This is a genomic window from Selenomonadales bacterium 4137-cl (assembly GCA_032334055.1).
GTDB lineage: Bacteria > Bacillota > Negativicutes > Sporomusales > UBA7701 > Anaeroselena > Anaeroselena agilis.
Window position 1 is genome coordinate 2078385 of sequence record JAUOZS010000001.1, and the last position, 23448, is coordinate 2101832.

Annotated in this window: 24 protein-coding genes; 2 read left to right on the plus strand and 22 right to left on the minus strand. The window is 60.3% G+C overall.

Features of this window, described 5'->3' with window-relative positions:
- Positions 1-45: 45 nt before the first annotated feature.
- Positions 46-1041, minus strand: coding sequence for a lysylphosphatidylglycerol synthase transmembrane domain-containing protein (locus Q4T40_10985; GenBank protein ID MDT8901770.1), 996 nt, complete (start codon positions 1039-1041; stop codon positions 46-48).
- A complete protein-coding gene (gene hpnK / locus Q4T40_10990; GenBank protein ID MDT8901771.1) occupies positions 1038-1889 on the minus strand; it encodes a hopanoid biosynthesis-associated protein HpnK in 852 nt (283 codons plus the stop codon). The genes Q4T40_10985 and hpnK overlap by 4 nt, the downstream gene beginning before the upstream one ends.
- A 163-nt stretch (positions 1890-2052) precedes the next feature.
- Here hpnK and Q4T40_10995 point away from each other — a divergent pair, with 163 nt between their 5' ends.
- Positions 2053-2307, plus strand: a complete 255-nt coding sequence (locus tag Q4T40_10995) for a hypothetical protein (protein ID MDT8901772.1) — start codon at positions 2053-2055, stop codon at positions 2305-2307.
- 45 nt (positions 2308-2352) lie between these two features.
- On the opposite strand, the gene Q4T40_11000 is transcribed toward Q4T40_10995, so the two are convergent.
- From Q4T40_11000 to Q4T40_11050, 11 genes are all read right to left on the minus strand, one after another.
- Positions 2353-3534: a PLP-dependent aminotransferase family protein gene (locus tag Q4T40_11000; GenBank protein ID MDT8901773.1), complete on the minus strand. Its 1182-nt coding sequence runs from the start codon at positions 3532-3534 to the stop codon at positions 2353-2355.
- Between the two features lie 24 nt (positions 3535-3558).
- Positions 3559-5526, minus strand: a complete 1968-nt coding sequence (locus tag Q4T40_11005) for an N-6 DNA methylase (GenBank protein ID MDT8901774.1) — start codon at positions 5524-5526, stop codon at positions 3559-3561.
- Between the two features lie 154 nt (positions 5527-5680).
- Positions 5681-6469, minus strand: coding sequence for a GTP cyclohydrolase FolE2 (gene folE2 / locus Q4T40_11010; protein MDT8901775.1), 789 nt, complete (start codon positions 6467-6469; stop codon positions 5681-5683).
- 18 nt (positions 6470-6487) lie between these two features.
- Positions 6488-7165 (minus strand): 7-cyano-7-deazaguanine synthase QueC, encoded by a 678-nt coding sequence (gene queC, locus Q4T40_11015; GenBank protein MDT8901776.1) that lies wholly within the window; start codon positions 7163-7165, stop codon positions 6488-6490.
- 141 nt (positions 7166-7306) lie between these two features.
- A complete protein-coding gene (locus tag Q4T40_11020; GenBank protein ID MDT8901777.1) occupies positions 7307-8374 on the minus strand; it encodes an HD-GYP domain-containing protein in 1068 nt (355 codons plus the stop codon).
- Positions 8375-8542: 168 nt separating this feature from the next.
- A complete protein-coding gene (locus Q4T40_11025; GenBank protein ID MDT8901778.1) occupies positions 8543-9172 on the minus strand; it encodes a ribonuclease H family protein in 630 nt (209 codons plus the stop codon).
- Positions 9173-9206: 34 nt separating this feature from the next.
- Positions 9207-10409 (minus strand): nickel pincer cofactor biosynthesis protein LarC, encoded by a 1203-nt coding sequence (gene larC / locus Q4T40_11030; protein MDT8901779.1) that lies wholly within the window; start codon positions 10407-10409, stop codon positions 9207-9209.
- 4 nt (positions 10410-10413) lie between these two features.
- Positions 10414-11166, minus strand: coding sequence for a nickel pincer cofactor biosynthesis protein LarB (gene larB, locus Q4T40_11035; protein ID MDT8901780.1), 753 nt, complete (start codon positions 11164-11166; stop codon positions 10414-10416).
- A gap of 1 nt (position 11167) precedes the next feature.
- On the minus strand, positions 11168-11983 hold the full coding sequence (larE, locus tag Q4T40_11040) for an ATP-dependent sacrificial sulfur transferase LarE (GenBank protein MDT8901781.1): 816 nt from the start codon (positions 11981-11983) through the stop codon (positions 11168-11170).
- A 129-nt stretch (positions 11984-12112) separates the two neighbouring features.
- Positions 12113-12592 (minus strand): hypothetical protein, encoded by a 480-nt coding sequence (locus Q4T40_11045; GenBank protein ID MDT8901782.1) that lies wholly within the window; start codon positions 12590-12592, stop codon positions 12113-12115.
- A 282-nt stretch (positions 12593-12874) separates the two neighbouring features.
- Positions 12875-13930, minus strand: coding sequence for an HD-GYP domain-containing protein (locus Q4T40_11050; GenBank protein ID MDT8901783.1), 1056 nt, complete (start codon positions 13928-13930; stop codon positions 12875-12877).
- A 476-nt stretch (positions 13931-14406) separates the two neighbouring features.
- On the opposite strand from Q4T40_11050, the gene Q4T40_11055 reads away from it, so the two are divergent.
- Positions 14407-14691 (plus strand): CC/Se motif family (seleno)protein, encoded by a 285-nt coding sequence (locus Q4T40_11055; protein ID MDT8901784.1) that lies wholly within the window; start codon positions 14407-14409, stop codon positions 14689-14691.
- On the opposite strand, the gene Q4T40_11060 is transcribed toward Q4T40_11055, so the two are convergent.
- The 9 genes from Q4T40_11060 to Q4T40_11100 form a co-directional block, all read right to left on the minus strand.
- Entirely contained in the window at positions 14654-16078 is a 1425-nt protein-coding gene (locus tag Q4T40_11060) for a cobyrinate a,c-diamide synthase (protein MDT8901785.1), read from the minus strand. The two genes, Q4T40_11055 and Q4T40_11060, sit on opposite strands and share 38 nt — an antisense overlap.
- Positions 16079-16192: 114 nt before the next feature.
- A complete protein-coding gene (locus Q4T40_11065; GenBank protein MDT8901786.1) occupies positions 16193-16543 on the minus strand; it encodes a hypothetical protein in 351 nt (116 codons plus the stop codon).
- Between the two features lie 95 nt (positions 16544-16638).
- Entirely contained in the window at positions 16639-17982 is a 1344-nt protein-coding gene (locus Q4T40_11070; GenBank protein ID MDT8901787.1) for a putative sulfate exporter family transporter, read from the minus strand.
- A gap of 257 nt (positions 17983-18239) precedes the next feature.
- Entirely contained in the window at positions 18240-18557 is a 318-nt protein-coding gene (locus Q4T40_11075; protein ID MDT8901788.1) for a TusE/DsrC/DsvC family sulfur relay protein, read from the minus strand.
- Positions 18558-18598: 41 nt separating this feature from the next.
- Positions 18599-19933: a (Fe-S)-binding protein gene (locus tag Q4T40_11080; GenBank protein ID MDT8901789.1), complete on the minus strand. Its 1335-nt coding sequence runs from the start codon at positions 19931-19933 to the stop codon at positions 18599-18601.
- The gene (locus tag Q4T40_11085) at positions 19930-20736 is read right to left on the minus strand and encodes a respiratory nitrate reductase subunit gamma (protein ID MDT8901790.1); all 807 of its coding nucleotides are present in this window, start codon (positions 20734-20736) and stop codon (positions 19930-19932) included. Before Q4T40_11085 ends, Q4T40_11080 begins: the two co-directional genes overlap by 4 nt.
- Positions 20737-20843: 107 nt before the next feature.
- Positions 20844-21902: a dissimilatory-type sulfite reductase subunit beta gene (gene dsrB / locus Q4T40_11090; GenBank protein ID MDT8901791.1), complete on the minus strand. Its 1059-nt coding sequence runs from the start codon at positions 21900-21902 to the stop codon at positions 20844-20846.
- The gene (gene dsrA, locus Q4T40_11095) at positions 21895-23088 is read right to left on the minus strand and encodes a dissimilatory-type sulfite reductase subunit alpha (protein ID MDT8901792.1); all 1194 of its coding nucleotides are present in this window, start codon (positions 23086-23088) and stop codon (positions 21895-21897) included. Before dsrA ends, dsrB begins: the two co-directional genes overlap by 8 nt.
- Before the next feature lie 27 nt (positions 23089-23115).
- Complete coding sequence (locus tag Q4T40_11100; GenBank protein MDT8901793.1) at positions 23116-23298, minus strand: 4Fe-4S binding protein; 183 nt, start codon at positions 23296-23298, stop codon at positions 23116-23118.
- Positions 23299-23448: the final 150 nt, after the last annotated feature.

Sequence of the window (23448 nt, forward strand, 5' to 3'; positions counted from 1 at the left end):
CGTCGAGCGGACCAGCCGAGGAGCAACAACGCAGCGGGGCGCTTATCAACGGCCGACTTTTTTCGGTTGATCAAACAGGAAGTCCCGGCCGAACACCCTGACCGTATAATAAAAGCCGATGGAAAATGGCAGGTACTCGGCGGCGATCCGCCAGGCTACGGCGAGGATGCCGACCGTGCCCGGCGGCAGGAGTTCTCCGAAGAGGATGACGAAGCCGCCTTCGGCGATGCCGGAACCGCCCGGGGTGGGGGCGAAGTAGAGCAGGATGTTGAGGAAGATCATGCGGCCCATGACGAGGGGCCAGTCGACCGTCGCCCCCAGGCCGAGGAAGAGTACGGGGACGACGGCGTAGAGGGCGAGCAGGCTGGCGGCCGATTCGGCAAACACCCTGAGCATGCCGAGGGGAGCGCTGAGCAGCAGGAAAACGGCGCCGCGGGTGTCGCGGTAGAGACCGAATATTTGGCGTCGACGGCTTCGCCCGACGCGGCGGGTGAGGCGCCGCAGCACCTTTAGGGAGAGCGGCGACCTCAGGAACCATACGCCGGCGGCGCTGGCCAGCACCATGGCGCCGCTTACGGCGATGAGAACCTGCGGCGGTATCCAGGGCAGCAGGCGGGGGTCGTAGGCAAAGACGAACGGTAGGCAGACGAAGAGGAACATGATGGACATGATGGTGCGAATAAAAACGACGACGGTGGCGCTGCCTGTGGGGACGCCGGCCTTCCGCAGGAACATGACCTGGGCCACCGCTCCGCCTGTCGCCCCCGGGGTAAGGAGGGCGGCGAAGTAGTTGCTGAATATAACCTGCACCGCCTGGGTCAGGGTTATCCGCTGGCCGGCGATGCGCACCAGGTGAAGCAGCCTCGTGCCGTCGAAGTACATGCCGACGACGAGGCACACGAGCACGGCGACGAGCGACCACGGACGGAAGGCGTCCATGTGGCTGAGGGTATCGATGCCGACGGTGAAATAGATTACGGCCGCCGATATGCCGGCAACGAGCAGGACGAGCAGGATGAGACGCCGGTAGAATTTATTCATGGGCCGAGCTCCCGGAAGGAGATCAGGCGGATTCCGTTAGCCTCCAGGCGTCGCAGGGTTTCGTCGCCGGTAAGCGCGGCCAGTTCGTCCCGCCAGCGGTAGCCCCAGCCGTACAGAGCCCCCAGCGCCGCGTCGTCGTCGCCGGGATGGACCATTATTTCGCTGACGCCGTCCGAGAGCCGGTCAAGGATGGCGAGCAGATATTGCTGCCGCATGTTGCCGCCGGCGAGCATGCCGAAAAAATGGTCGGGAACGGCGATCCCGCGTCGCCTCGCTTTGCCGCGGGCCAGCGACGCCAGCGAGGAAAGGCCGAAGCGGCCGAGGAAGCGGCCGGCGGTGTACGGGTAGCCGCCGGAGAAAAAGCGAGGCTCGGCTGGGATGCGCAGGGCCTTGATGCCGAATTCCGCCGCCAGGTCGAGGACGATATCGATGATGCCGGGGAGGACGTGCAGGTGCTGGTGGCTGTCGAGGTGGGTTATCGCGATGCCGGCGGCGGCTGTTTTGGCGATCTGGGCGGTAAGCTCGGCGCGTATTTCGTCCCTGTTGACGCGGCCGCGCAGGTAGCGGGCCAGAAAAGCCGGGTACTGGCCGGGAAAGCGCCCGTCGCTGTCAACGAGGGTCGGGATGGCGGCGGGATCGGTTACCGGCCTCTCCCCCACCAGCGTCAGGTGTACGCCGATGCCGAGAGACGGATGGTTACCGGCCAGCAGGGCCGCATCGGCAAAGGCGGCAGCGCCGGGCATTATCGAGGTGCTGGTTATGCAGCCCCCGGTGTGGCCGGCGATGACGGCCCGGTTTACCGCCGGGTGGAGGCCGAAGTCGTCGGCGTTGACGATGAGCTGTTTCATAAGCGGACCCTTTCCTGTTGCGGTGACGATACTAGTGTTTACCGACAGTGCAGATTTCTTCCCGGAGCGCCCCGGGCTTCGCATGCCCTTATTTTCCATGTATTCTTGCAGTCGGGCTGACAATACTAAATTTGTACCTAGTACATTACAAGGAGGTTACTCTGTGGACAAGAAGAATCAACAGTCCAAGTCTCAATTCGGCACGCTGACCGCCACCCAGGACGCCAACAACGATTATGCTTCGTCGTCCGCATCCAAGGGCTCGGCCTCTAGCAGCATGATGAGCGGTGGATCGATGAGCGCCGGTACCCTGACCGCCCAGTACGACGCCAACAACGATTACGGCGGCGGCAAGAGCGGCAATCAGAGCCAGTCGGGGCAGCAGAAGGTGAAAACTTCCGATAAGAATATCAAATAGCGCTTCAAAAGGGAGCCTGCGAAAGGCTCCCTTTCCTTTGCCTCGTCACATGTGTCTGGCCAGCAGGGCGCCCAGCCTGGCAATTCCGGAGGCGATCTCTTCTTCTCCGGTATTGGCGAAGCTGAGGCGGAAGGTGTTGTGACCGCCGCCGTCGGTATGGAAGGGCGTGCCCGGCACAAAGGCGACCTTGGCCTCGTCGATGGCCTTGGTAAGGAGGTCGCGCGCGTCGAGCCCCGGCGGCAGGGTGACCCAGATGAACATGCCGCCCTCCGGCTGCGTCCAGGAGACGTTGCCGGGGAAGTAGGCGGCCAGGGCGGCCAGCATGGCGTCGCGCTGGCGGCGGTATTGGCCGATGATGGTGGCAATGTGGGCGTCGAGGTCGGTGTCGGTGAGGAAACGGTGAAGGGCGCGCTGGGTGAGGGAGTTGGTGAGGATGTCGTTGAGCTGTTTGGCAGCCGTTACTTTAGCCGCGATTTCGGGGTGGGCGACGAACCAGCCCACGCGCAGGCCGGGAGCGATGACTTTGGAGAAGGTGCCGGTGTACATGGCCCAGTCGCTGTCGGCGAGGCTTTTGATCGGCGGGATGTCGGCACCGCCGAAACGGAGTTCGCCGTAGGGGTTGTCCTCCAGGAGAAGGATTTCGCGGCTGGCGGCAAGCTCGCCGAGGCGGCGGCGCCTTTCCAGGCTGAGGGTTATGCCGGTCGGGTTCTGGAAGGTGGGGTTGACGTAGATGAATTTCGGCCGCGCCTTTTTGAGCTGGCGCGCCAGAGCGTCGACGTCCATGCCGTCGTTGTCCATGGGCACGGGCAGGAAGCTGGCCTGATAGCTGCGGAAAGGCTGCAGGGCGGCGAGGTAAGCGGGGTTTTCGACGGCGATCAGGTCGCCGGGGTTGAGCAGCAGGCGGCCGATAAAGTCGATGGCCTGCTGCGAGCCGCTGGTGATGACGATGTTTTCAGGTTTGCAGGCGATGCCGGAGCGTTCGAGGCGCTGGGCCAGCAGTTCGCGCAGCGGCGGGTAGCCTTCGGCGAGACTGTACTGGAGCGCCGCCCCGCCCTGTTCTTTGAGGACGGCGGCGTACGCGGCCGCCAGGCGGTCGACGGGGAAGGTTTTGGCTGACGGCAGGCCGCCGGCGAAGGAGATGACGTCGGTGCGCTGGGTTATTTTGAGCATCATTTTTACGGCAGGGTCTTCCATGGTGGCTACGCGGTCGGCCCAGTCGATTTTCATGCGTATTCCTCCCGGGGTATATTTCTATAGCTTGCCCAAGAGCGGGCGACGGCGCGACCGGCGGGCCGTCAATCTGGTCTCGTATTCTTCGACGAGGTTTATCTCGGCGGGGGATAGTTCGTAGATTTTATAGACCATTTGGTTGAAAAGATCGTCCATGGCGGCGGAGCGGGCCTCGGCGCCGTTGTCGCCTTCTTTGCGGCGGCGGATGAGGGTGGCCATTATCCTGACGAGCTCGGGCGCGCGGGCGCTGGCCTCCGGATGAATCCTGACCGGCAGGAGTTCGAGGGTGTCGATGTCCGTCTGGGCCATCGACCGCCCGTATTCCATCGTAACGGCGTGGTAGTAGAAGGACATCAGCCTGGAATTCAAAAGCATCAGCAGGTAGTCGAGGGTTACGTCGCCGTCGGTGGCTACGAAGCTGTGAAGGTTGTTGAGGTGGTAGTAGCCGTTGTCGTCGATACAGGCGGTAAGGGTGTAACCGGTCTGACGGACGAGGATTTTGCGGACGCCGACGACGGCGGGGTCCCAGCCGCCTTTATAAAGCCGCGCGGGGTCGATGTTGAGCCAGTGGCCCTCGTAGGTCAGTCCGTACCGTTCGACCTGGCTGCCGGAAACCAGCCCGCGTCGCCAGGTCTGGCCCGCACACTCCCGGCCGATTATGTCGCTTTGCTTGGAAACGGAGCGTACGCCGGTATGGCCTGATGCAAAATTTGCCAACGGTTCATTGCTATTATCTATTTTATCAATCAGGTTTTTGACCGTCAAATCGGAAAACAGACGGAAGCGCTGGTGGGGAAGAGTGGCGAAATAGTTCTGAGGGTAGGAGCAGCCGGCTGCTTCCTGTTTGAGGTCGTCTTTGCTGTCGAAATGGTGGACGGTGACTGCCTGGCTTTCCCGGCCGGTGGGGTCGCTTTCACGCCGGAGGACGCAGATCGCCGACATGCCGACGGCGGCGTTTTTAAACACCGGCAGAGCGATGTGGACCATTGTTTCGATGGCGGTATGGTCCATAATGTAGCGGCGGATTTTCGAGTAGTAGCGGCCGAGGAGAAAGCTGTCGGGGAGAATGAACCCCAGCTTCCCCCCTTCCACAAGCATTTCGATGCCCCGCTCGAGGAAGAGGACGTAATAGCTTAGCTTGTATTCGGCCGAGGCGCTGAACGCGCGGCGCAGGTATGCTTCGTAGTCGCGGTCGAGGCGCTGCGCCCCCCGCAGACCGAAGGAGAGGTAGGGCGGGTTGCCGATGACATAGTCGTAGCGGGACGACCAGAAGGCCCGGTCGCCGCCGGCATCCCGCTCGGGCCGGCGGAGGCTGTCGCAGACGAGGATGTTGGGACGCAGGCCGCCGCAGGCCTGGGGCCTTTTGAGCAACAGACCGGCTGCCGCGGTTTCGGCCGCAAGTTCGTCGATGTCGGCGCCCCAAAGGTTATGGGTAACGATGTGCCGGTGGATTCCGTCGTCCGACCAGTCGTTGTCGGGAAACTGCTCCGCCAGGACGCCGCGGGCGGAGATATATTTGTCCCGGAGAAGATCGTAGGCGCGAAGGAGAAAGTTGCCGCAGCCGCAGGCCGGGTCAAGGATTTTGACGTGCGGATCGGCGGTGATATCGGCGTTGGCGGCCGTTCGCGCAAGAATGAAGTCGATCACCTGGGGGGCTGTATAAAATAGACCCTGGGCCCGCCGCCCGAAGGCGAGCTTTTCGTACAGTTCGCCGAGCAGCCAGGCGTCGTGGGGCAGGGTGCACAGCCAGCGGGAGATTATGGCGTGAATGCGATCGGGTATTTCGGCATCGCCGGCAACCGGCGGGCCTAGGACGGCGTCGGTCAATGCCTGGGAACCGATCGCCCGGGCGGCGGCGTCTTCCGTAGTCGGGCTGCCGCCCAGCACGGCGACGAGCACGGTTAAGAGGCCCCTATCGGCTTGCCGGCCGTGGGCAGTCAACCAGGTTTTCACTTCTTGACATTCCGCCAGAAAGTGCTTCCAGTTCATGCCCGCACTCCCCGTACCGTTTTTCCCGCTCCCGGTAATGTATATATGAAGGTCGTCGCTAACGTATAACGGTTGTGCGAGGCTGGTTAGAAAGTTCCAGATGCAAGGCGCTCTGAGGAGCAACGCAGCAGAGGACTTTATAACCGGCCTCCCCCTATTTGCCTATCGTCTCGATGTGGGCAGCGTAGGCGCTATGGTTATGTATCGACTCATAATTCTCGCACTCGACCTCGAACCAGGCCACCCCGTCCAGCGCCCGGAGCGCCAGGACCAGGTCGCGGAGGACATCTTCGACGAACTTGGGATTCTCATACGCCAGCTCGGTGAGATGCTTTTCGTCCTCGCGCTTGAGCAGCGAGAATACGGGGGCGCTGGCCTGGGCTTCCATGAGGGCGGCCAGATCTTCTATCCAGACGAAGCGCCCAGGCTGGAACCTGACCTTGACCCGCATTATGCCGCGCTGGTTATGGGCCCCGTAGGCCGAAATTTCCTTGCTGCAGGGGCACAGGGAGGTGAACGGAACGGTGAGACCGAGGACAAAGTCGAGGTGATTCCCCATCTCAAGGTTGCCCGCGAACAGGCAGTCATAGTCGAGCAGGCTTTTCATGCCGCTGACGGGCGCGGTCTTTTCGATGAAGAATTTGAAGGCGATGTCGATGCTGGCTCTTCTGGCGTCGAGGCGGCCGGCGAGATCGTTCAGAATGGCTTCCATCTCCCGGTAGGAAACGGGTTTCTGGCTCCAGTCGCTGAGCACCTCGATGAAGCGGCTCATGTGGGTGCCTTTGTATTCCTTGGGCAGGTCGACGGTCAGCTTGATGTTCGCGAGGACCGACTGGAAGGAGCCGCTTTTGCGTTTGATGAGGAACGGCAGGTGGACTTCGCTCACGCCGACTTTCTGGATGGCGATGCCCCGTTCGTCGGTAAGGCTTTGTACGTCTTTCATGGCTTCACTCCGTTTTCTTTACGGCCTTTTCGCATAAGGGATCGGGTCTTGCATGCCGGCTTCGCCGAAGCCTTTCAGGCGCAGCACGCAACTGTCGCACTTCCCGCAGGCCTCTTCGCCGCCGGCGTAGCAGCTGGTGGTGAGGTGAAGGGGGGCGCCGAGTTTGGCGCCGAGGAGAACGATGTCCTTTTTGGCCAGGTCGATGAGCGGCGTTTCCACCTTGATGCGCCGCCCGTCCTGAACGGCGGCCTTGGTGCTGTAGTCGGCGAGCTGCTGAAAGAGCCGCACGAATTCGGGCCGGCAGTCTGGGTAGCCGGAGTAGTCGAGAGCGTTGACGCCGATGTAGATGCGGTCCGCGCCGCTTACTTCGGCGTAACCGAGGGCGTAACTGAGGAAGATGAGGTTGCGGGCCGGCACGTAGGTTGCGGGGATATCGTGCCTGCCTGCGTCACCCTCGGGGACGGCGATGGCCGCGTCGGTAAGGGCGCTGCCGCCGATGGCGTCCATGTTGGTCGATATCACCAGATGGCGCTTGACGCCGTAATATTCCGCGACCCGGCGGGCGCTGGCCAGTTCGCGGCTGTGGCGCTGCTGGTAGTCGAAGCTTATGGGAAAAAGTTCGCATCCGGCGGCGGCGGCCGCCGCCATGCAGACGGTGGAGTCGAGGCCGCCGGATAGCAGGACGACAGCTTTCATGTCGGGCAACACTCCTCTTGGCTTCTTGTAGGGTTATTATGCGGCCGCCCCCGTCCCTGCTATGCGGGCGGACGCCGGAACGAAGGAAGGCTGTTCTCACAACAGCCTCCGATGCCGAGGGTTATAATTTGGGCCGGTAAATCAGGTTCTGAGCACTTTGATGATGCTCAGGTCTTTTTTGTTCTCAAGATCGATGAACTCGCCGTTTTCGTCGCGCACCACCGGCCGGGCGGAGATGAACTTGCCAAGGTAGACGACTTCCGCCTCCCGTCCGTCGCTGAGGAGGACGACATTGCCGATAAAGTAGTCGCGGACGTTGTTGAGGAAAACGGTGCAGATATTGGGGTCAAGCTTGTCGTACATGTCGCGCATCAGGGCTTCGACCGCCGCGAAGGGGGTCGCTTTTTTGCTGTAAACCTTGTCGGAGGTGATCGCGTCGTAGATGTCGACGACGGCTACCACCTTGGCAAAGGGATGTATTTTGGCGCCGGGGACCTGGATTGGGTAGCCGCTGCCGTCCTCGCGCTCGTGGTGCTGGAGGATGGCGTACATGACGGAGGCCGGGAGGCCGAGTTCTTTGACGAGATTGTACCCCCTGGTGGTATGGAGGCGCATTATCTCCATCTCGGCCGGGGTGAGTTTCCCCGGTTTACGGAGTATTTCGAGCGGAATCTGGGTCTTACCGATGTCGTGCAGCAGACCGGCCAGCACGAGGTCCTTGAGTTCGTCGCCGCGGTAGCCCAGCCACCGCCCTACGACGCCGCACAGCACAGCTACGTCGATGGAATGGTAGAAGGTGTAGTCGTCCTGGCGCTGGACCACCTGAAGATGGTTGAGGATGCCGGAGGTGTTGATGAAGGGTTCGAGGGCGCTGTCGGCCAATTCCCTCATCTCTTTAAGCGGCACCTGCTTGAAAAAGCGGATGGTTTCGAAGGAGCGTTTGAGGGTGCCGACGGTGTCGTTATATCCGCAGGAAACCGCCACCTGGGTTTCCGACAGGGGCGGGGGTTCTTTGTCGGCGCTGTCGACCACGTGACGGATGTCGACGACGCCCACGCCCCATCCCTTCAGGCGCTGGATAAGATTGTCGGTAAGGACGGTTCCCTCACCGAGCGCGAATTTGTCATTGTCGGTGATCAGGCTCCCCGCCAGTTCCATTCCGGGCTTGACTTCGTCAATCCGGTACCGCTTGGTGATTACCCGGATCATTCATACTCCCCTTTTCGCGGATATAGCGAAAAACGCCGGAAATGCGAGAAAATGATTAGTCGTATTTTTCATGTATTTTGACATTTTCCGTTGATTTCCTGCATTGGGAGGCAAATACATGCGTTGTTTTGAATTTTGCGTTCATTTTACGGGGTTTTTCCGCTTCCGCTACTGCGGAGTTTTTTTACCGAGGGCCTCGCGGGCGAGCTTGTCAGCCATTTCGTTCCCGGCCACGCCAGCGTGCCCGGGTACCTTGTTGAAGGCGACCCATGGCAGGTAAGGACGGATATAAGCGGCGTAAGCCTGGGTGAACTTGTTGTTCGCCTTCCAGTCGCCGAGCGCCCAGGCGGCGATGCCTACGTAGTCGTGGTGGATGGTCAGGGGCTTGGCGCCATTGTCGTGGGCCCACTTTACGGCCCGCATGGTGGCGGACAGTTCGCCGGCGACGTTGTGGATGACCGCCGCGGCGTCGTTCTCGCCGGCCCCGCAGTCGGTGAAGATGATTTCCCCGCCGCGGTAGACGACGAAAGCCCAGCCGTAGCGGTTGTCTTCCTTGCGGAAGGTGCCGTCTACGTAAATGTCATAGCCGTCGGCGGACGGCGTCGCGGCGGTTCCCGCCGTTTTGACGCCGACTGGCGGACGGCCGGACAGGTAGGCGCGGGCTTCCTGCTCGGAGGGAAAAGCTTTGTACTCAGCTCCCGGGAAGCGTTCGACCTGCTCCTTGCATTTTTCCCAGGATAGATATACTCCTGGCTGCCGGCCCGCCCGGACGGCGTAATATTTCACTTTCGGCGCCATCAGCTCACCTCCCGGAAACCGTGTTTACGCGCGGTCACTGTTCTTCCCCGCCGTCTGTCCGCCCGTAAAGGGGCCAGGCGAGCGACAGGGCTTTCTGCCAGACGATCTTAAGCGGCAGGCCGTGTTCTGCCGCGAGTTTGCGGCAGTCTTCGTATTCGGGGGCGGCGTTTACGGTCTGGCCTTTGACGGCGCTTACCTTGACCCGAACCTCGCCCCAGGGCGTTTCGACGGTGGCCGTCCGCCGCTCAGCCTCCAGGCGGTTGACGGGATAGTAGCGCATGCCGATGGTGGTTGTTTCGGCAAGGATTGCCGCAGCGGCGGCGGGGAAAGCGGCGCTGTCCGCAAGTACGGAGAGTCTGGTGGCCGACCGGCCTTTCTTCATTATGATGGGCGTCAGCCAGACGTCGCGGGCCCCGACGGCAAATAGGCGGTCCATGACATGGGGGAATATCTGGGGGTTGAGGTCATCGATATTGGCCTCGATTACGAGGTATTCGGCCTGCGCCTGCGCTTCAGCCGCTTCGCCGAGCACCGCTCTGACGACGTTGGGGATCTCGAGATCCCACGAGCCGGCGCCGTAGCCGATTGTGTCGCTGATGAAGCCGTCCGGAACGCCGCCGCTGCCTGCCGAGAAGACGGCTACCAGCGCGGCGCCGGTCGGAGTGACCAGTTCTTTGGCGATTTCGCCGTGTTCCCAGGCGATGCCGCGGAGGAGTTCGGCGGTGGCCGGGGCGGGAACAGGCATGCGGCCGTGGCTGCATTTTACGAAGCCGCTGCCTGTCCTGAGCTTGGAGGTGTAGACGCGCCCGATCCCGAGCCAGTGGAGGCCGAGAACGGTGCCGACAATGTCGATGATGGTGTCGACGGCGCCCACTTCGTGGAAATGGACTTTGTCGACGGTGGTGCCGTGAACCTTGGCTTCCGCCTCGGCCAGGCGCAGGAAGACTTTTTTCGCGTCTTCCTTGACGGCGGCAGGCAGATCTGAGCCGTCGATGATGGCGGTGATGTCGGGCAGGTGCCGGTGCCGGCGCTGACCGAAGAAGCCGGTCTTTACGTCGAGGTAGGTGGCGGCGATACCTTGCTTTTCGACCTTTTTAATGATGAGTTCGTAGCCGTTGACAGGCAGTTTGGCCAATTCCTGGCGCAGGTGGCTCTCCGGGAAACCCAGGTCAAGCAGAGCGCCGAGAAACATGTTGCCGCTGATGCCGCTGAAGCAGTCCAGATAAAGGGTACGCACGGTGTCACCTCATTTTGTTGATGATGCTGGCGAGGCGCCCGGCGCCGAAGCCGTTGTCGATGTTGACGACGGCCACGCCGGCGGCGCAGCTGTTGAGCATGGCGAGGAGGGCGGCGATGCCGCCGAAGTTGGCGCCGTAACCGACGCTGGTGGGCACGGCGATGACCGGTTTGGCGACCATGCCGCCTACAACGCTGGCCAATGCCCCTTCCATGCCGGCGACGACGATTATTACGTTGGCTTCCTCGATGGTCTGCCGTTGGGCGAGTAGCCTGTGGATGCCGGCGACGCCAACATCGAACACGCGAGTGACTTTATTACCCATTATTTCGGCGGTGAGGGCCGCTTCCTCGGCAACCGGGATGTCGCTGGTACCGGCGGTCATGACGAGTATGAACCGGTCCTCGTCGACGACGACTTCGTCCCGGCGGACGACGATCATCCGGGCGACCTCGTGATAGCGGGCGGCCGGCACAAGGGCGCGGGTCGCCTCGTACATCTCGGGGGTGGCGCGGCTGGCGATGACGTTGCCGTTGACCTGCGCCAGGCGCTCGACAATGGCGGCGACCTGAGCCGGCGTCTTGCCCTGGGCGAAAACGACCTCCGGGAACCCCTGGCGGAGCATGCGGTGGTGGTCTATCTTCACGAAATCAAGGTCTTCGTACGGCAAGTCCTTGAATTTATCAAGGGCCTGTTCCATCGAGAGCCGGCCGTCCCGGAAATCGGCAAGGATGGCGGCGACCGTTTTGCTGTCCATTTTACACCTCTTTTAGCGTTTCATTCATGCTCCCGGTGCGGTATCCGGCGAGGTCGAGAGCGACATAAGCGAAGCCAAGGGCTTTGATGGCGGCGACGATGACCGCGGCGTTGCCGGGGGCGACGAGAATGGCAAAGGCGGCCGGCTCGACCTCGATACGAGCCAGGTCGCCGTGGTGGCGGACCCGAACCTGGCCGGCGACCAGGCGGCGCACGGCGGTTTCGGCTGCTTCCACCTGCCGGAGGCGTTCCTCCGTGACCGGCAGGCCGTATGCGAGCCGGGAAACAAGGCAGGCGGCGCTGGGCTTGTCCCAGGTAGGAAGGCCCCAGAGGCGGGAGACGGAGCGAATTTCGTCTTTCGACAGCCCCGCGTCAAGCAGCGGGCTTACGACCGTGGGCAATTCGGCGACCGCTTTCATCCCCGGGCGGTAGTCGCAGCGATCGTCGGCGTTCGTTCCCTCGACCACCCAGGGAATCTCGTTGTCTTTGGCCCACGCCGCCAGGGCGGTAAAACGGATTTTCTTGCAATGGTAACAGCGCTCGCGGTCGTTGGCGGCAAAGGCGGGGTCGGACAGTTCGCCGCTGTCCAGCAAAATATGTCTGAGGCCGAGAGCGACGGCGATCGCGGAGGCGTCGCCAAGTTCGGCGGCCGATGATGTGGCCGAGCGGGCGGTGACGAGGACCACCCTCCCGCCGAGCGCCCTTTGCGCCGCCGCCGCGAGGAATGTACTGTCAACGCCGCCGGAGAAGGCGACCGCCACGCTGCCAAGCCGGCCGAGCATTTCTTCCAGCAGGCTTAATTTTTCCCCAGTCGTCACGCAAATACCTCCTGGATGTCAATAAAAAAGACATAGTTATTCCCTGGTGGAATTCTATGTCTTCATGACACGGTTTCGGATTATATTTTACCATATCCCGCCGGCGGCCTCAAGTTCATTTGTGAGCTGTCAGTTCTGCAGATGCTTCTGGCGGGAGCCGATCAGCAGAGCCTCGAGGTTCTCCATAATTTTGAGCTGGTTTTCCTCCAGCAGGCTGATGCTCTGGTTGAGGAGCAGAACCTGCGGGTTTATTCTGAGCTTGGGGTTGCGGGCAATCAAATCAAGGTGGCCGGCGGCCATTTCGAGTTGTTCGGCGGCGGCCAGCACCTGGCTGTCGAGGAGTTTTTCGAGTAGTACGTAATGGTATACTTTTACGGCGTCGATAGCCTGGCCAAAGCCTTCGCTGCTGGCCTGGCGCTGGGCGAAAGTATTGAAGTGGACACTGAATTCCTGAAACTCGCTGCTGGTGGCCACTGCCAGGTCATGGTTCAAGAGGTAGATCAGTTTATATATCTTATTTATATAGGAGTTCTGCAACTGTATCAGGGACAATACGTCGCTGAATTCTGCCCCCTGGCAGGGCGCGAGGTGGAAATCCTGCAATTCCACTCTAGTACCACCTCCACTGAAGCGTAGTCGGTCACTATATCCTATTCATTGTTACGCGTTATGTTTACGATTTCGGACAGCTTACCGACGTCAAGGTCAAAATTTTTGTCGGCCAAGCAGTGTGTTCTTCGAGTGACCAAACGAGCCTAACGCCGGTAACGGGGCACTTTCCCGCGCCCACCCTGCGGCAAGCGAAACTTGGCTCCGGCCAATCGCCTGATACAAGTTTCGCTTACCGGCGGCCTAATACAAAAACCGCCGGGGTTCTGTCACCCGGCGGTCCTATACCACAGCCACAATCTGCAGTTCTCGCTCATGAAGGAGGTTAACGATGCCCTCCCGCGTCCAGACGACCGGTCTGGCCGGCTCCTTGCTGTTTATCCTGAGCACCGCTCCGGTGGAGCCGTTGTTGAATTTCACCGCACTGCCGATATAGTAGGGAACGACGATCTTGTTGACGGCGTCGACAACCTGGCTGTCGAACTGCGTTCCCGCGCCGGCGTTTATTATGCGGATGGCTTCGTGGGCGGGAACGCGGGGCCGGTAGACACGGTCGGTTATAAGGGCGTCGTATACGTCGGCGACGGCGACGATGCCGGCGAGAGGGTGGATTTTGTCTTCGCTTATGCCCCAGGGATAACCTCGCCCGTCCGGCCTCTCGTGGTGCTGAAGGGCCATGAGGGCGATGCGGCTGTCGACCTTGGTCTCGAGCCGCAGGACGTTATAGCCGAACGCGGTATGCTTCTTAACCTGCTCGAATTCGTCCGGTGTCAGGGGGCCGTTCTTTTCGATGATTTCATTGGGGATGCAGCTCTTGCCGTAGTCGTGCAGCAGGCCGCCGATGCCGAGGATGTAGATTTCGTCGCGGGAAAGGCCCATGGCCATGCCGAAAGCGACGGCGAAAACGCCGACGTCGACGCAATGACCGTAGAGGTAGTCGCTTTTCTGCCTGATATCCGATAGGTATATCAACAGGTTGCCGTGTCCCGACAGTTCTTCGATTACCTTATGGATGCATTCGCGCAAATGAGGAAGGTGGGCGGCGATGCCCCCCCGGTTGCGGAAGGCGTTCTGCATGGCTTGGACCATGCTTAGCCGGGTTGCGGCGCTGATGAGGTTCGGGACGGCGGAGAGCTCCTTGTTGGCCGGTTCGGCCGCCTTGATGCGGACGGCGGTGATGCCGTGCTTGCCGAGAAGGGCGATTATCTCCTTGCGAAGCGCTGTGCCGGCCGTAACGAGAATCTGACCATTACCGTTAACTATGTCATCCGCTAATATCATGCTGCCGGTGGCTTGGACGAGCGGTATCTGCTTAATAGCCGTAACCTCCGTTCGCACAAAATAAGAACCCCGCCAAACTCTTACAGTCTGGAGGGGTTCACTACTAGCTCAGTGTAAAATAAGTGACCACATAGTTTTTTACACGTCATCGCATTCCACTGTCTGCAGTATAAAATTGGGCATTCACTTTGTTCGTTTTTTCAAATTCGACATGACATAAGGTATTCCTGCATGATTATTGGGAAATTTAATAAAAATTTACCATAATTTCGGGTCGAAAAAAACAGACCGCGCTCCAGCCGGTCTTCTCCAAGATGTTGTATTTAGGTCTGCCCCCCTCCCCTTTCCGGCAACAAAACCCGGTCCGCCTCAGCAAGAGAAAAAGCCAGCGGCATTTTTCATTATGTAGCCCTTGCACCTCCCCGCCTGGGTGACGAAAGTGTACATAAAGTTTCGAGAGGGAATAGCTTAGCCGGCCGCGAACTATATTCCGGTAGTCGCCGTCAAGTCGCTTGAATAACGGAGGAATACCAGTGCTGACCATAACCCCCGAAGCAGCCGCATATATCCGCTCGCGGAATAAGCCCATCTATCTCGACATTCCCCCGGCCGTCGGGACCTGCTGCATCCATATGCGGGATTGCCCCGCCGTCCGCTTCGGCGAGCCGCCGTACGACCGCGAGAGCTATGAAAAGCGCTGCATCGACGGCCTGACGGTATTTGTGCCTTATGATCTGCCCGACCAGCCTTTGAGGATAGTCCTGCACAGCTACTTCGGCTTTAAGAATCTGACGGTATCGGGCTGGCATCTGGCCTAGCCTGAACGCCGCGCCGCCACTGGGCGGCCAAAGTCACGAAACGTGGCGCCCACTCCGGGTTGGCCACGGCGTGGATATGGTTGTAGGTGGCAAAGGTGTTTTTGTAGATTATGCCGTCGCGGCAGCCGTCGATGCCGTGGCCACGGATGACTTCGTAGGTGTAGTTCAGGCCGGAGTCGGCGGCGATGAGGCGTGAGTGATGGAATTCGTGGCCTTTGACTTCGGCGCCGGCGGCGAAAAACGGGTTGCCTTCCAGGCTGCGCATCAGGGTGTAGCCATGCCCCTGGGGTCCCTTTTCGACGACGACGGAAAACGGCAGTACGCCGCACATCGGATAGGTCCGCCCTTCCCAGATTATCTCGCGACCCAGGTACATGAGACCGCCGCATTCGGCGTAGATGGGCAGGCCCGCTTCGGCCGCCCGGGCGATGGCCCGGCGGAGGCCGGTGTTGGCGGCTATGGCCTCGCCGAAGACTTCGGGGAAACCGCCGCCGATGTATAGGCCGTCGATAGCCGGCAGCTCCGTATCTGCCATGCTGTTGATGTATACGAGCTCAGCCCCGGCGGCAGCCAGGGCTTCAATGTTTTCAGGGTAGTAGAAGGTGAAGGATTGGTCGTGGATGACGCCGATCCTGGCCTCGATTTGTTGCCCGGACCGGGCGCCGGCGACGGCAGACGCGAGGGCCGGCGCCTTGGCGGCGACGGCGACGATGCCGCCAAGATCGAGGTGACGGGCGGCGACGGCGACGTTGCCGGCGACAGCTTCGCTCACGGTGCCGTGCTCGGCCGCCGGGACGAGGCCGAGGTGGCGCTCGGGGAAGACGCTGTAAGCGTTCTTGGGAACGGCCCCGAGCACGGGAATGCCGCAGTACTCCTCGATGGCCGCCCTAAGCATGCTCTCGTGGCGGGGCCTGGCTACTTTATTGAAGATGACGCCGGCGATGGAAACGTCAGGCTCGAAGTGCATGAAGCCGAGCACCAGGGGTGCGATGCTGCGGGTGGTACGGGTGACGTCGACGACGAGGATGACGGGCGACCGGGTGATGCGGGCGATCTGGGCAGTGCTGCCGGTGCCCTGGAGATCTACACCGTCGAACAGGCCCATGGCGCCTTCTATCAGGGCGATGTCGGCCCCTTCAGCCCCGCGTTGGAGGGTGGTCCTTATCTGATGGTCGTCCATCCAGAAGCAGTCAAGATTGCGGCAAGGCCGCCCCGCGGCATAACCGAGCCAGCTGGGGTCGATATAGTCGGGTCCCTTTTTGAACGGCTGGACGGCGTAGCCCTGCTCGCGGAGGGCCCCCACCAGGCCGATGCTGATGGTGGTTTTGCCGGAATGGCCGTGCGGCGCGCCGATGACCACGCGGGGGACGTTCCAGGATTGGGTCATGAAATAATATCCTCCCCTATAGTAGGGCTAAAGGCGGAATTAAAACGGCCGGCGTACCAAGTACGTGCCGGAGCGAGTTTCGAGGAGTATCGCAAAGTTGGACTTTCGGCTATTTCACAACGTGTCCCACTTGCGGGCATACTCGAGCAGCACCTGAAACTCGGTGTCTTCGTAACCTTGCGACAGCAAATACCGCTTGGCGTCCTGGGCTTCCATCTCGGTGGAATCGGCGAAAACGCGGTCTTTGGCGAATTTGAAGGTGAAGCCGCGGGCCTCCAGGGCTTCCATCATCGCCGCCACCCTTTCTGCGCGCCGCGAAAGGCTTTCACCGAATCGGCGGACGCTTGCAGCCGTGGGGGGGAGTTGCTCGGACGGCGCCACTACTTCGTATGGCACCGGCTCGTCAATAAGTTTGAGGATGACGCGGGTAAGATGGTTGACTACCGGCCTGTAGGTTTCGCTCATGTTATCGCCTCCGCTTAAAAGTATACCATAAAGGTGGTTCGGCTACTACGGAAAAAGGCCCGGCAAGCATTTGCCGGGCCTTCTGCAGTTAAGGCTTACTTCACACCGAGCCAGTAGCTGACGAAAACGTGGTTGGACAGCCAGTAGCCCAGCGGCACGTTGATGAGCACGCCGATGGTGAAGGCGGCGAACGGCTTCCAGCCGAAGGAGGTCAGTTCGCGGAAGCGGGTGGTGAAGCCGATGGACAGGAACGTCCAGGTGAAGGTCCAGCCGCGGAGATTCTTGATGGGACCGAGAACTTGTTTGGAGTACGCGGCGCCCATTTTGGGTGCCATCGCGGCGATGAGAACGGTGGTGAAGATGGAGGCTACGAAGAAGCCGATGACGAATTTGGGGAAGCGGCGCCAGATTTCGCCGATGTCGACGCGCTCGGAGCCGTTGCCGTTGCCTTCCTTCTTTTCCCAGACAGTTACGGACAGCCATGCGACCAGGAGGGCCCAGATGCCGACAAACATATCGCGGCCTACGACCTTCATGAGGGTGAAGGTCTTGACGGCGCGCTCGTCGCCGATGGCGGCGGCGGCTGCGAAGCCGGCGGCGTCGGCGAACTCGGAGGTGCCTATCCAGGCGCCGGCAGGCCCGGGTTCCATGCCGAGGGCCTTACACCAGATGGGCAGCAGGATGACCATGACGACCGCCCAGACGATAACCATGGAGATGGCGACCGATACGTGCTCTTTCTCAGCCCGGCAGGCGCCGCCGATGGCGATCGAACCGGAAACGCCGCAGATCGAGCCGCCGGCGCCGAGACAGGCGCCGAAGCGCGGGTCGAGGTTGAACAGTTTGGTGGCGGCCCAGAAGATCGAGAAGAAGGTGGTGGCCGCGACGATGGTGGCCTGCATCATCGCCATGGGGCCGGCCTTGAGGATGATGGTGAACGGCAGGGTGGCGCCCATGAGGACGATACCGGTTTTGACGTAGAATTCCGTCTTGAGGGCCGACTGGAACCACTTCGGCAGGGTGATCGTGTTGCTGATCAACATGCCGAACAGCAGGGCCAGCAGCGGGGTCTCGAGCTGCCAGGTCTTGAGGAACTTGTTGGCGCCGAGAGCGGTGATGGCGACGGAGATGATGAACAGCACGGTGAAGCCGGCGGCGTAGTTGCCGACGTTGATTTTCATCGTCTTGGCGGCGATACTGAAGGCGGCCAGGAAGAAAACGAACAAAATGATCACCCCCGGCACCTTAGAACCGAGAGTACCGAACATCTTGCCGGCGTCGGTCCAGGTGGACACGCCGACGGCCATGGTTTTGAAGAACCCGGCCGCGCCAATGAAAAAGGCGATGGTGATGAGGAAAGTGAGGCCCAAACCGATGATTATTGCCCAGGTGTCTTCCCGCTCGTACCAGGGAAGGGCTGATTGAGGAGCTCCTGCCATGAGATATTCCTCCTTTAGAATAAATCCTTTGGGGTTACGGGGTCTTACTGAAAATTGCGTCTATTCCCGACCAATCACCCCCATTTGACCGCTTATAACCCAACAAGCTTACCTTATATCTCTTCGCCGGGAACCTTGTGAATCCCCTAACATGCAACAATCATAATTTCTAATGATGGTATAAATAACTATTATAAATCACCGGGAAAAGGCCACGCCACCTGTGACGGGGCACAGGCGGCGTGGAAACTGTGAACTTAGACGCAGCCGGTAGGCTTGGGAAGACCGGCCAGTTTGCAGGCGCCCTTGGCCGGGCCGGACGGGAACATGTCATAGATCTGCTTGAGGCTGAAGCCGGTGTCCTTGCACAGCTTGCGGATCATCGGCGCAATGCCGAACTGCTTGTAGTAGTCGCGCAGGTAGTTGATGACCTTCCAGTGGTCTTCGGTAAGTTCGGTTACGTCCTCAAGCTTTGCGAATGCCTCGACGATATCCTGGTTCCACACGTCGGGATCTACCAGGAAACCGTCCTCATCAACTTCGATCTGTTGGCCTTTTACGTCAATGTTAGACATGATTCTACCTCCTTTGATTTATATGCTACATGAGATTAGATTTATGCCAGGACGATAGCCTTGCCGACAACGTCCATGACGCCGCCCATTTTTAGGTCTTCCATGCCGTAGTGCTTCATTACGTAGGGCAGCTGGGCCTTGCAGATGGAGCACGGGGTGGCGAGGAAATCAAGGGGCAGAAGTTCTTTGACCTGCTCGGCCTTTTTCTTGCCCAACTGCATGCGGATGGCCATCATCTCGTCCATGAGGATGCCGGAGCCGCCGCCGCAGCAGAAGTTGCGTTCGCGGTTGGGGGTCATTTCGACGAATTCGTCCACGCAGGCTTTGAGTATCTCCCGCGGCTGCTCGATGATATCGCCGGCCCGGGAGTAGTTGCACGGATCATGGAGCGAGACGCGCCAGGGCAGCTTCTGCAGTTTGAGCTTGCCCAGGTTCTGGTAGGTGTAGTCGAGAATGTGGACGAGGCCGAAGGGCGCGGGTCCGTTGGCGCCTTCGGTATACATCTTGGCTGCCCGCCAGCCGTGGCCGCACTCGCCCTGAACGACGAGCTTGGCGCCTACCATCTTGGCGGCGTCACGCATCCGCTGGTTCTGCTCCTTCATGGCGTCCATGTTGAATAACAGGCCGAAGTTGGCTGCCTCGAGGACGGTGGAGGGGATGGTCCAGTTGGCGCCGATGGCGTGGAAAAACTTGGCCGCGCCGATCATGGTGTCGACATTGGAGAAGAAGTCGGCCGAGGACGGAATGTAGAGGATGTCGGAGTCGGGCTTGTCGACGGGAATCTTGATTTCGAGACCCGTCTCTTCCTTCATCTCGTCTTCCATGAACTCGCAGCAGTCGATGGTGGCCGGCTTGGGGATGCCCATATTGTTGCCGGTCTTGATCATGTTCGCGGCGATGCCGGTCATGAACCGGGGCACGACGCCGATGGCGGTCATGATGCTGCGGGCGGCGATGGTGACCTCGGCGGTGTCGATGCCGAAGGGGCAGTAAACGGCGCAACGTCGGCACTCGTTGCACTGGTAGAAGTAGGTTACCCACTTGGCGAGCGTTTCGGAGTCGTAATCCTCGGCGCCGATGTAGCGGCCGATGGTTTTGCCCGTCCAGGTGAAGTAGCGTTTGTAGATTTTGCGGAAGAGATCCGCCCGGGCGGCGGGGATGTTGTTGAAGTCGCCGGTGCCAAGGTAGCTGTGGCAGGCTTCGGCGCAGGCGCCGCACTTGGTGCAGGTTTCGAGCATCACCATGATGGACCTGGCCCATTTGCGGTATTCATCGATTCCCTTAATCAGCGCCTGCTGTTTTTCTTCTTCCGGCACCGGGGTATAGCCGGCGGCCAGCACTTCCTTTTCCTTGGCTAAATGAAGCGGAACCTTCATGCCTGCACCCCCTTGGCTTGGCCTGAGTCGGCAACCGGCTGCTTGGTGCCCGCGAAGTCGGACCGCAGCGGCGTGCCCGCCGGCGTGGGATATACCGGCGCAGCCTCGACGAGCATGGCCCGGTTGACGAGGAAGCCGGCGAAGTGGAGCATCTTAGAGAAGGGGAAGTAGATCATGAAGAGCATCACGGTGGTGAAGTGAGCGATGAAGATGGGGTCATTGGGGATAGGTGTGGGACTCAAGGTCAGCAGGTTGCCGATGAAGGCCTTGACGGCCGGCAGGTCTACATGGACGCCCGGCAGGCGCATGTGATTGCCGGTGAGGGCAATGACGAGCACGAACAGGAGATCGATGTAGTCGGCCGGGTCGGACAATTTCTTGACCTCGGGATTGGCCAGACGGCGATAAAAGAGAACGATAAGGGCAACCATGAGGATTATCCCCGATACTGTTCCTAAAAAGGCGGACGTGGCCTGGCTGGCTGAGGACGAGAGGCCGATAAGGGTGAACTGGTTCATGAGGAAATAGATGCCGACTATATGACCGCCAATGACCATAGCCAGCGATACATGGAGAAGCCAGGCCCACAGCCAGAGGTTTTTGTCGTTTTTGTAGAGGCTCTTGAAGAGAAGCAGTTCCGTCCCCACGGCTGCTACGCGGCCCGCGCCGTCAGTGGGCGCCGGGAAGAGGGTGAGTTGGAAGGGAACGGGCACTTTCAGCCAGCCCGCCACCCGGTAGGTTACGCCGATCAGGAAGATCGCGCCCGCGATGTAGGGGAGCACCTGTCCGACGAAGTATAGCATACTTTAACCTCCAGCGGGGCTTGAGGCTGCCTAGAAAGTCCATCTGCGGCGTTGCTCCTCAGAGCGCCTTGCATCTGGAGCTTTCTAGACAGCCTCGCCGCGCGATTTTAGAGTCGGAACTGACTGGTGGAACGGAAGGTGGTCGGTGCGAAGGTGAAGTCGTCGATGTGTTTCTCGGTGAAGGGGATGTCGGTGAGCTTGAAGAAGCGCTCCCAGCCGATGCGGTCGATCCACTCGCCCATACGCTCGCCGGCGCGGGCGTTCTTGGCGTATACTTCGACGAGATGCTTGACGGCGTCGGTGACTTCCGGCCAGCGGGGCGGGTTATTCGGCAGGAAGGGGATGGCGAGGCGGGAGAATTTGGGGGCGGTGCGGGCGTTGGAGACCTTGCCGCCTACCCAGATGGAGACGCCGTCATTGATGGGATCGGCGATTTCCATCGACGGGCACATTGTATAGCAGTTGCCGCAGAACATGCATTTTTCCTTGATGACTTCGACGCTTTTGAGTTTGGGGTTGGGACGGATGGCGCCGGTGGGGCAGGCGGCGATGACCGAGGGGATCTCGCAGGCCTTGGCGACGCCTTCGTGGTTGATGCGGGGGATGGTGCGGTGGATGCCGACGATGGCGATGTCCGAGCAGTGGCAGGCGCCGCACATGTTGACGCAGCAGGCTACGGCCAGGCGAACCCGGGCGGGGAGCTTCATGGTGGTGAAGTAGCCGTGGAGTTCGTCCATCATCGATTTGACCAGACCGGAGGCGTCGGTCGCGGGGGTGTGGCAGTGGATCCAGCCCTGGGTGTGGACGACGTTGGAGATGGCGTTGCCGGTGCCGCCCACGAGGTAGCCGCGGCCTTTAAGGTCGGCGAGCAGGGGCTGGAGCTGTTGCTCGTCAGAGACGAGGAATTCGACGTTGTGGCGGGTGGTGAAGCGGAGATAACCGTCGCAGTATTTTTCGGCGATGTCGCACAGTTCCTTGATCCAGTCGGTGCTGATGAGGCGGGCCGACGCGATGCGGACCGAATAGAGGACGGCGCCGGTTTCGCTTACGTGCTTGAGGACGCCGGGCTGGGGGATTTCATGGTAGGACCATTTCCCGTAGTTGTTAGCGATTACCGGCGGAATCATCGTCCGATAATCGGGAGGGCCGAAATCGGTTTTAGCCATGCTTCACTACCTCCTCTTCCTGCCAGAAGATGTATGGGTTGGCGCGCGGTGCGGAGACCATCTGCGGCTGGGGCGTCAGGCCGATGCCCTTGAGGAAGTTGCCCATGCCGATGCGGTAAATGAGTTCGCCGATACGCTCGCGGGGTTTGGCGTGCTCGTCGAAGTATTCAGTGATTCTGCTGACAAGATCGAAGATTTCGGTGTAGGGGGCGTCGACTTTCATGAACGGCACGAGCACCCAGCCGATGAAGGCGGACTTGACGACAGGAGCTTTGCCGCCGATGAGGATGGCTGCGCCGCGATCCTTGCCGGTCTTGACGGCCTTGGGCATCATGTCGATACAGTTCATGCAGCGAACGCAGTTTTCGGCGTCAAATTTGAGTTCTTGTTTGGCGCTGTCGAATTCGAGAGCTTTGGTCGGGCATTTTCCGACAACGAGCTGTTGGATGTCGAAACCGCCTTTGACGTATTCGCGGACGGCGTCCTGGTCGATCTTGAGGGAGTCGCGCCAGGTGCCGATGACGGCGAAGTCGGAGCGGGCGGTGGCGGCGGCGCAGTCGTTGGCGCAGGCCGAGCACTTGATCTTGAACTTGTAAGGCCAGGCGGGACGATGGATTTCGTTCTGGAAGTGACGGGTGACTTCCTGGATGAAGTCCATGCTGTCGATACAGGCGAATTCGCAACGGGCCATGCCGACGCAGCCGCTCGGGGTACGGAGGCCGCCGCCGGACCCGCCGAGATCCCAGCCTTTTTCGCTCAGTTCGTCAAAGCAGGGCTGCAGGTTCTCGGTGGTGGTGCCGAGGAGGATGATGTCGCCGGTGGAGCCGTGCATGTTGGTCAGGCCGCTGCCGAATTTGTCCCAGGTCTCGCACAGGCTGCGCAGGGCTTTGGTGGTGTAGAAGAAGCCGGGAACCATGTTAACGCGGACGGTGTGGAACTCTTTGACGTTGGGGAACTCTTCGGGCTTGGCTGAATAACGGCCGATGACGCCGCCGCCGTAACCTTTTACGCCGACGATGCCGCCGTGTTTCCAGTAGCCGGTCTTGTCCTTGTAGGACAATTCGAGCTGATCGAGCAGGTCTTGGGAATTGGCTTTCTTAGCCGCGGCTTTTTTCATTTCGGTTATGAAACTGGGCCACGCGCCTTTTTCGAGATCATCCAGCATTGGGGTTTTGGATTGAGCCATACTCTTCACCTCCGCATTTTTTGGCCTTTAGTACTCCTGGACGACGATGGCCTCGGTCGGGCACATCATCATACAGCTTTGGCAACCCATGCACTCTTCGCCGGTCACTTCGGCTTTGCCGTCGACGAGCGACAGGATCTTTGCCGGACAAGTGGCGACACATTCGCTACAACCAACGCATTTGTCCTGATCAATCGTAACTATGAACAACAGTATCACCTCCCTCACAGAACATGTCCGCATCGAGGCTGCCGGCCCACACAAAAAAATGAGGCATCAGGGTCAACTAATGCTCACTTTGTGTTGCTGATACTACGGGAAAAAAAGTACGTGATGTTTTTTACAATTTAAGCGTAGCAG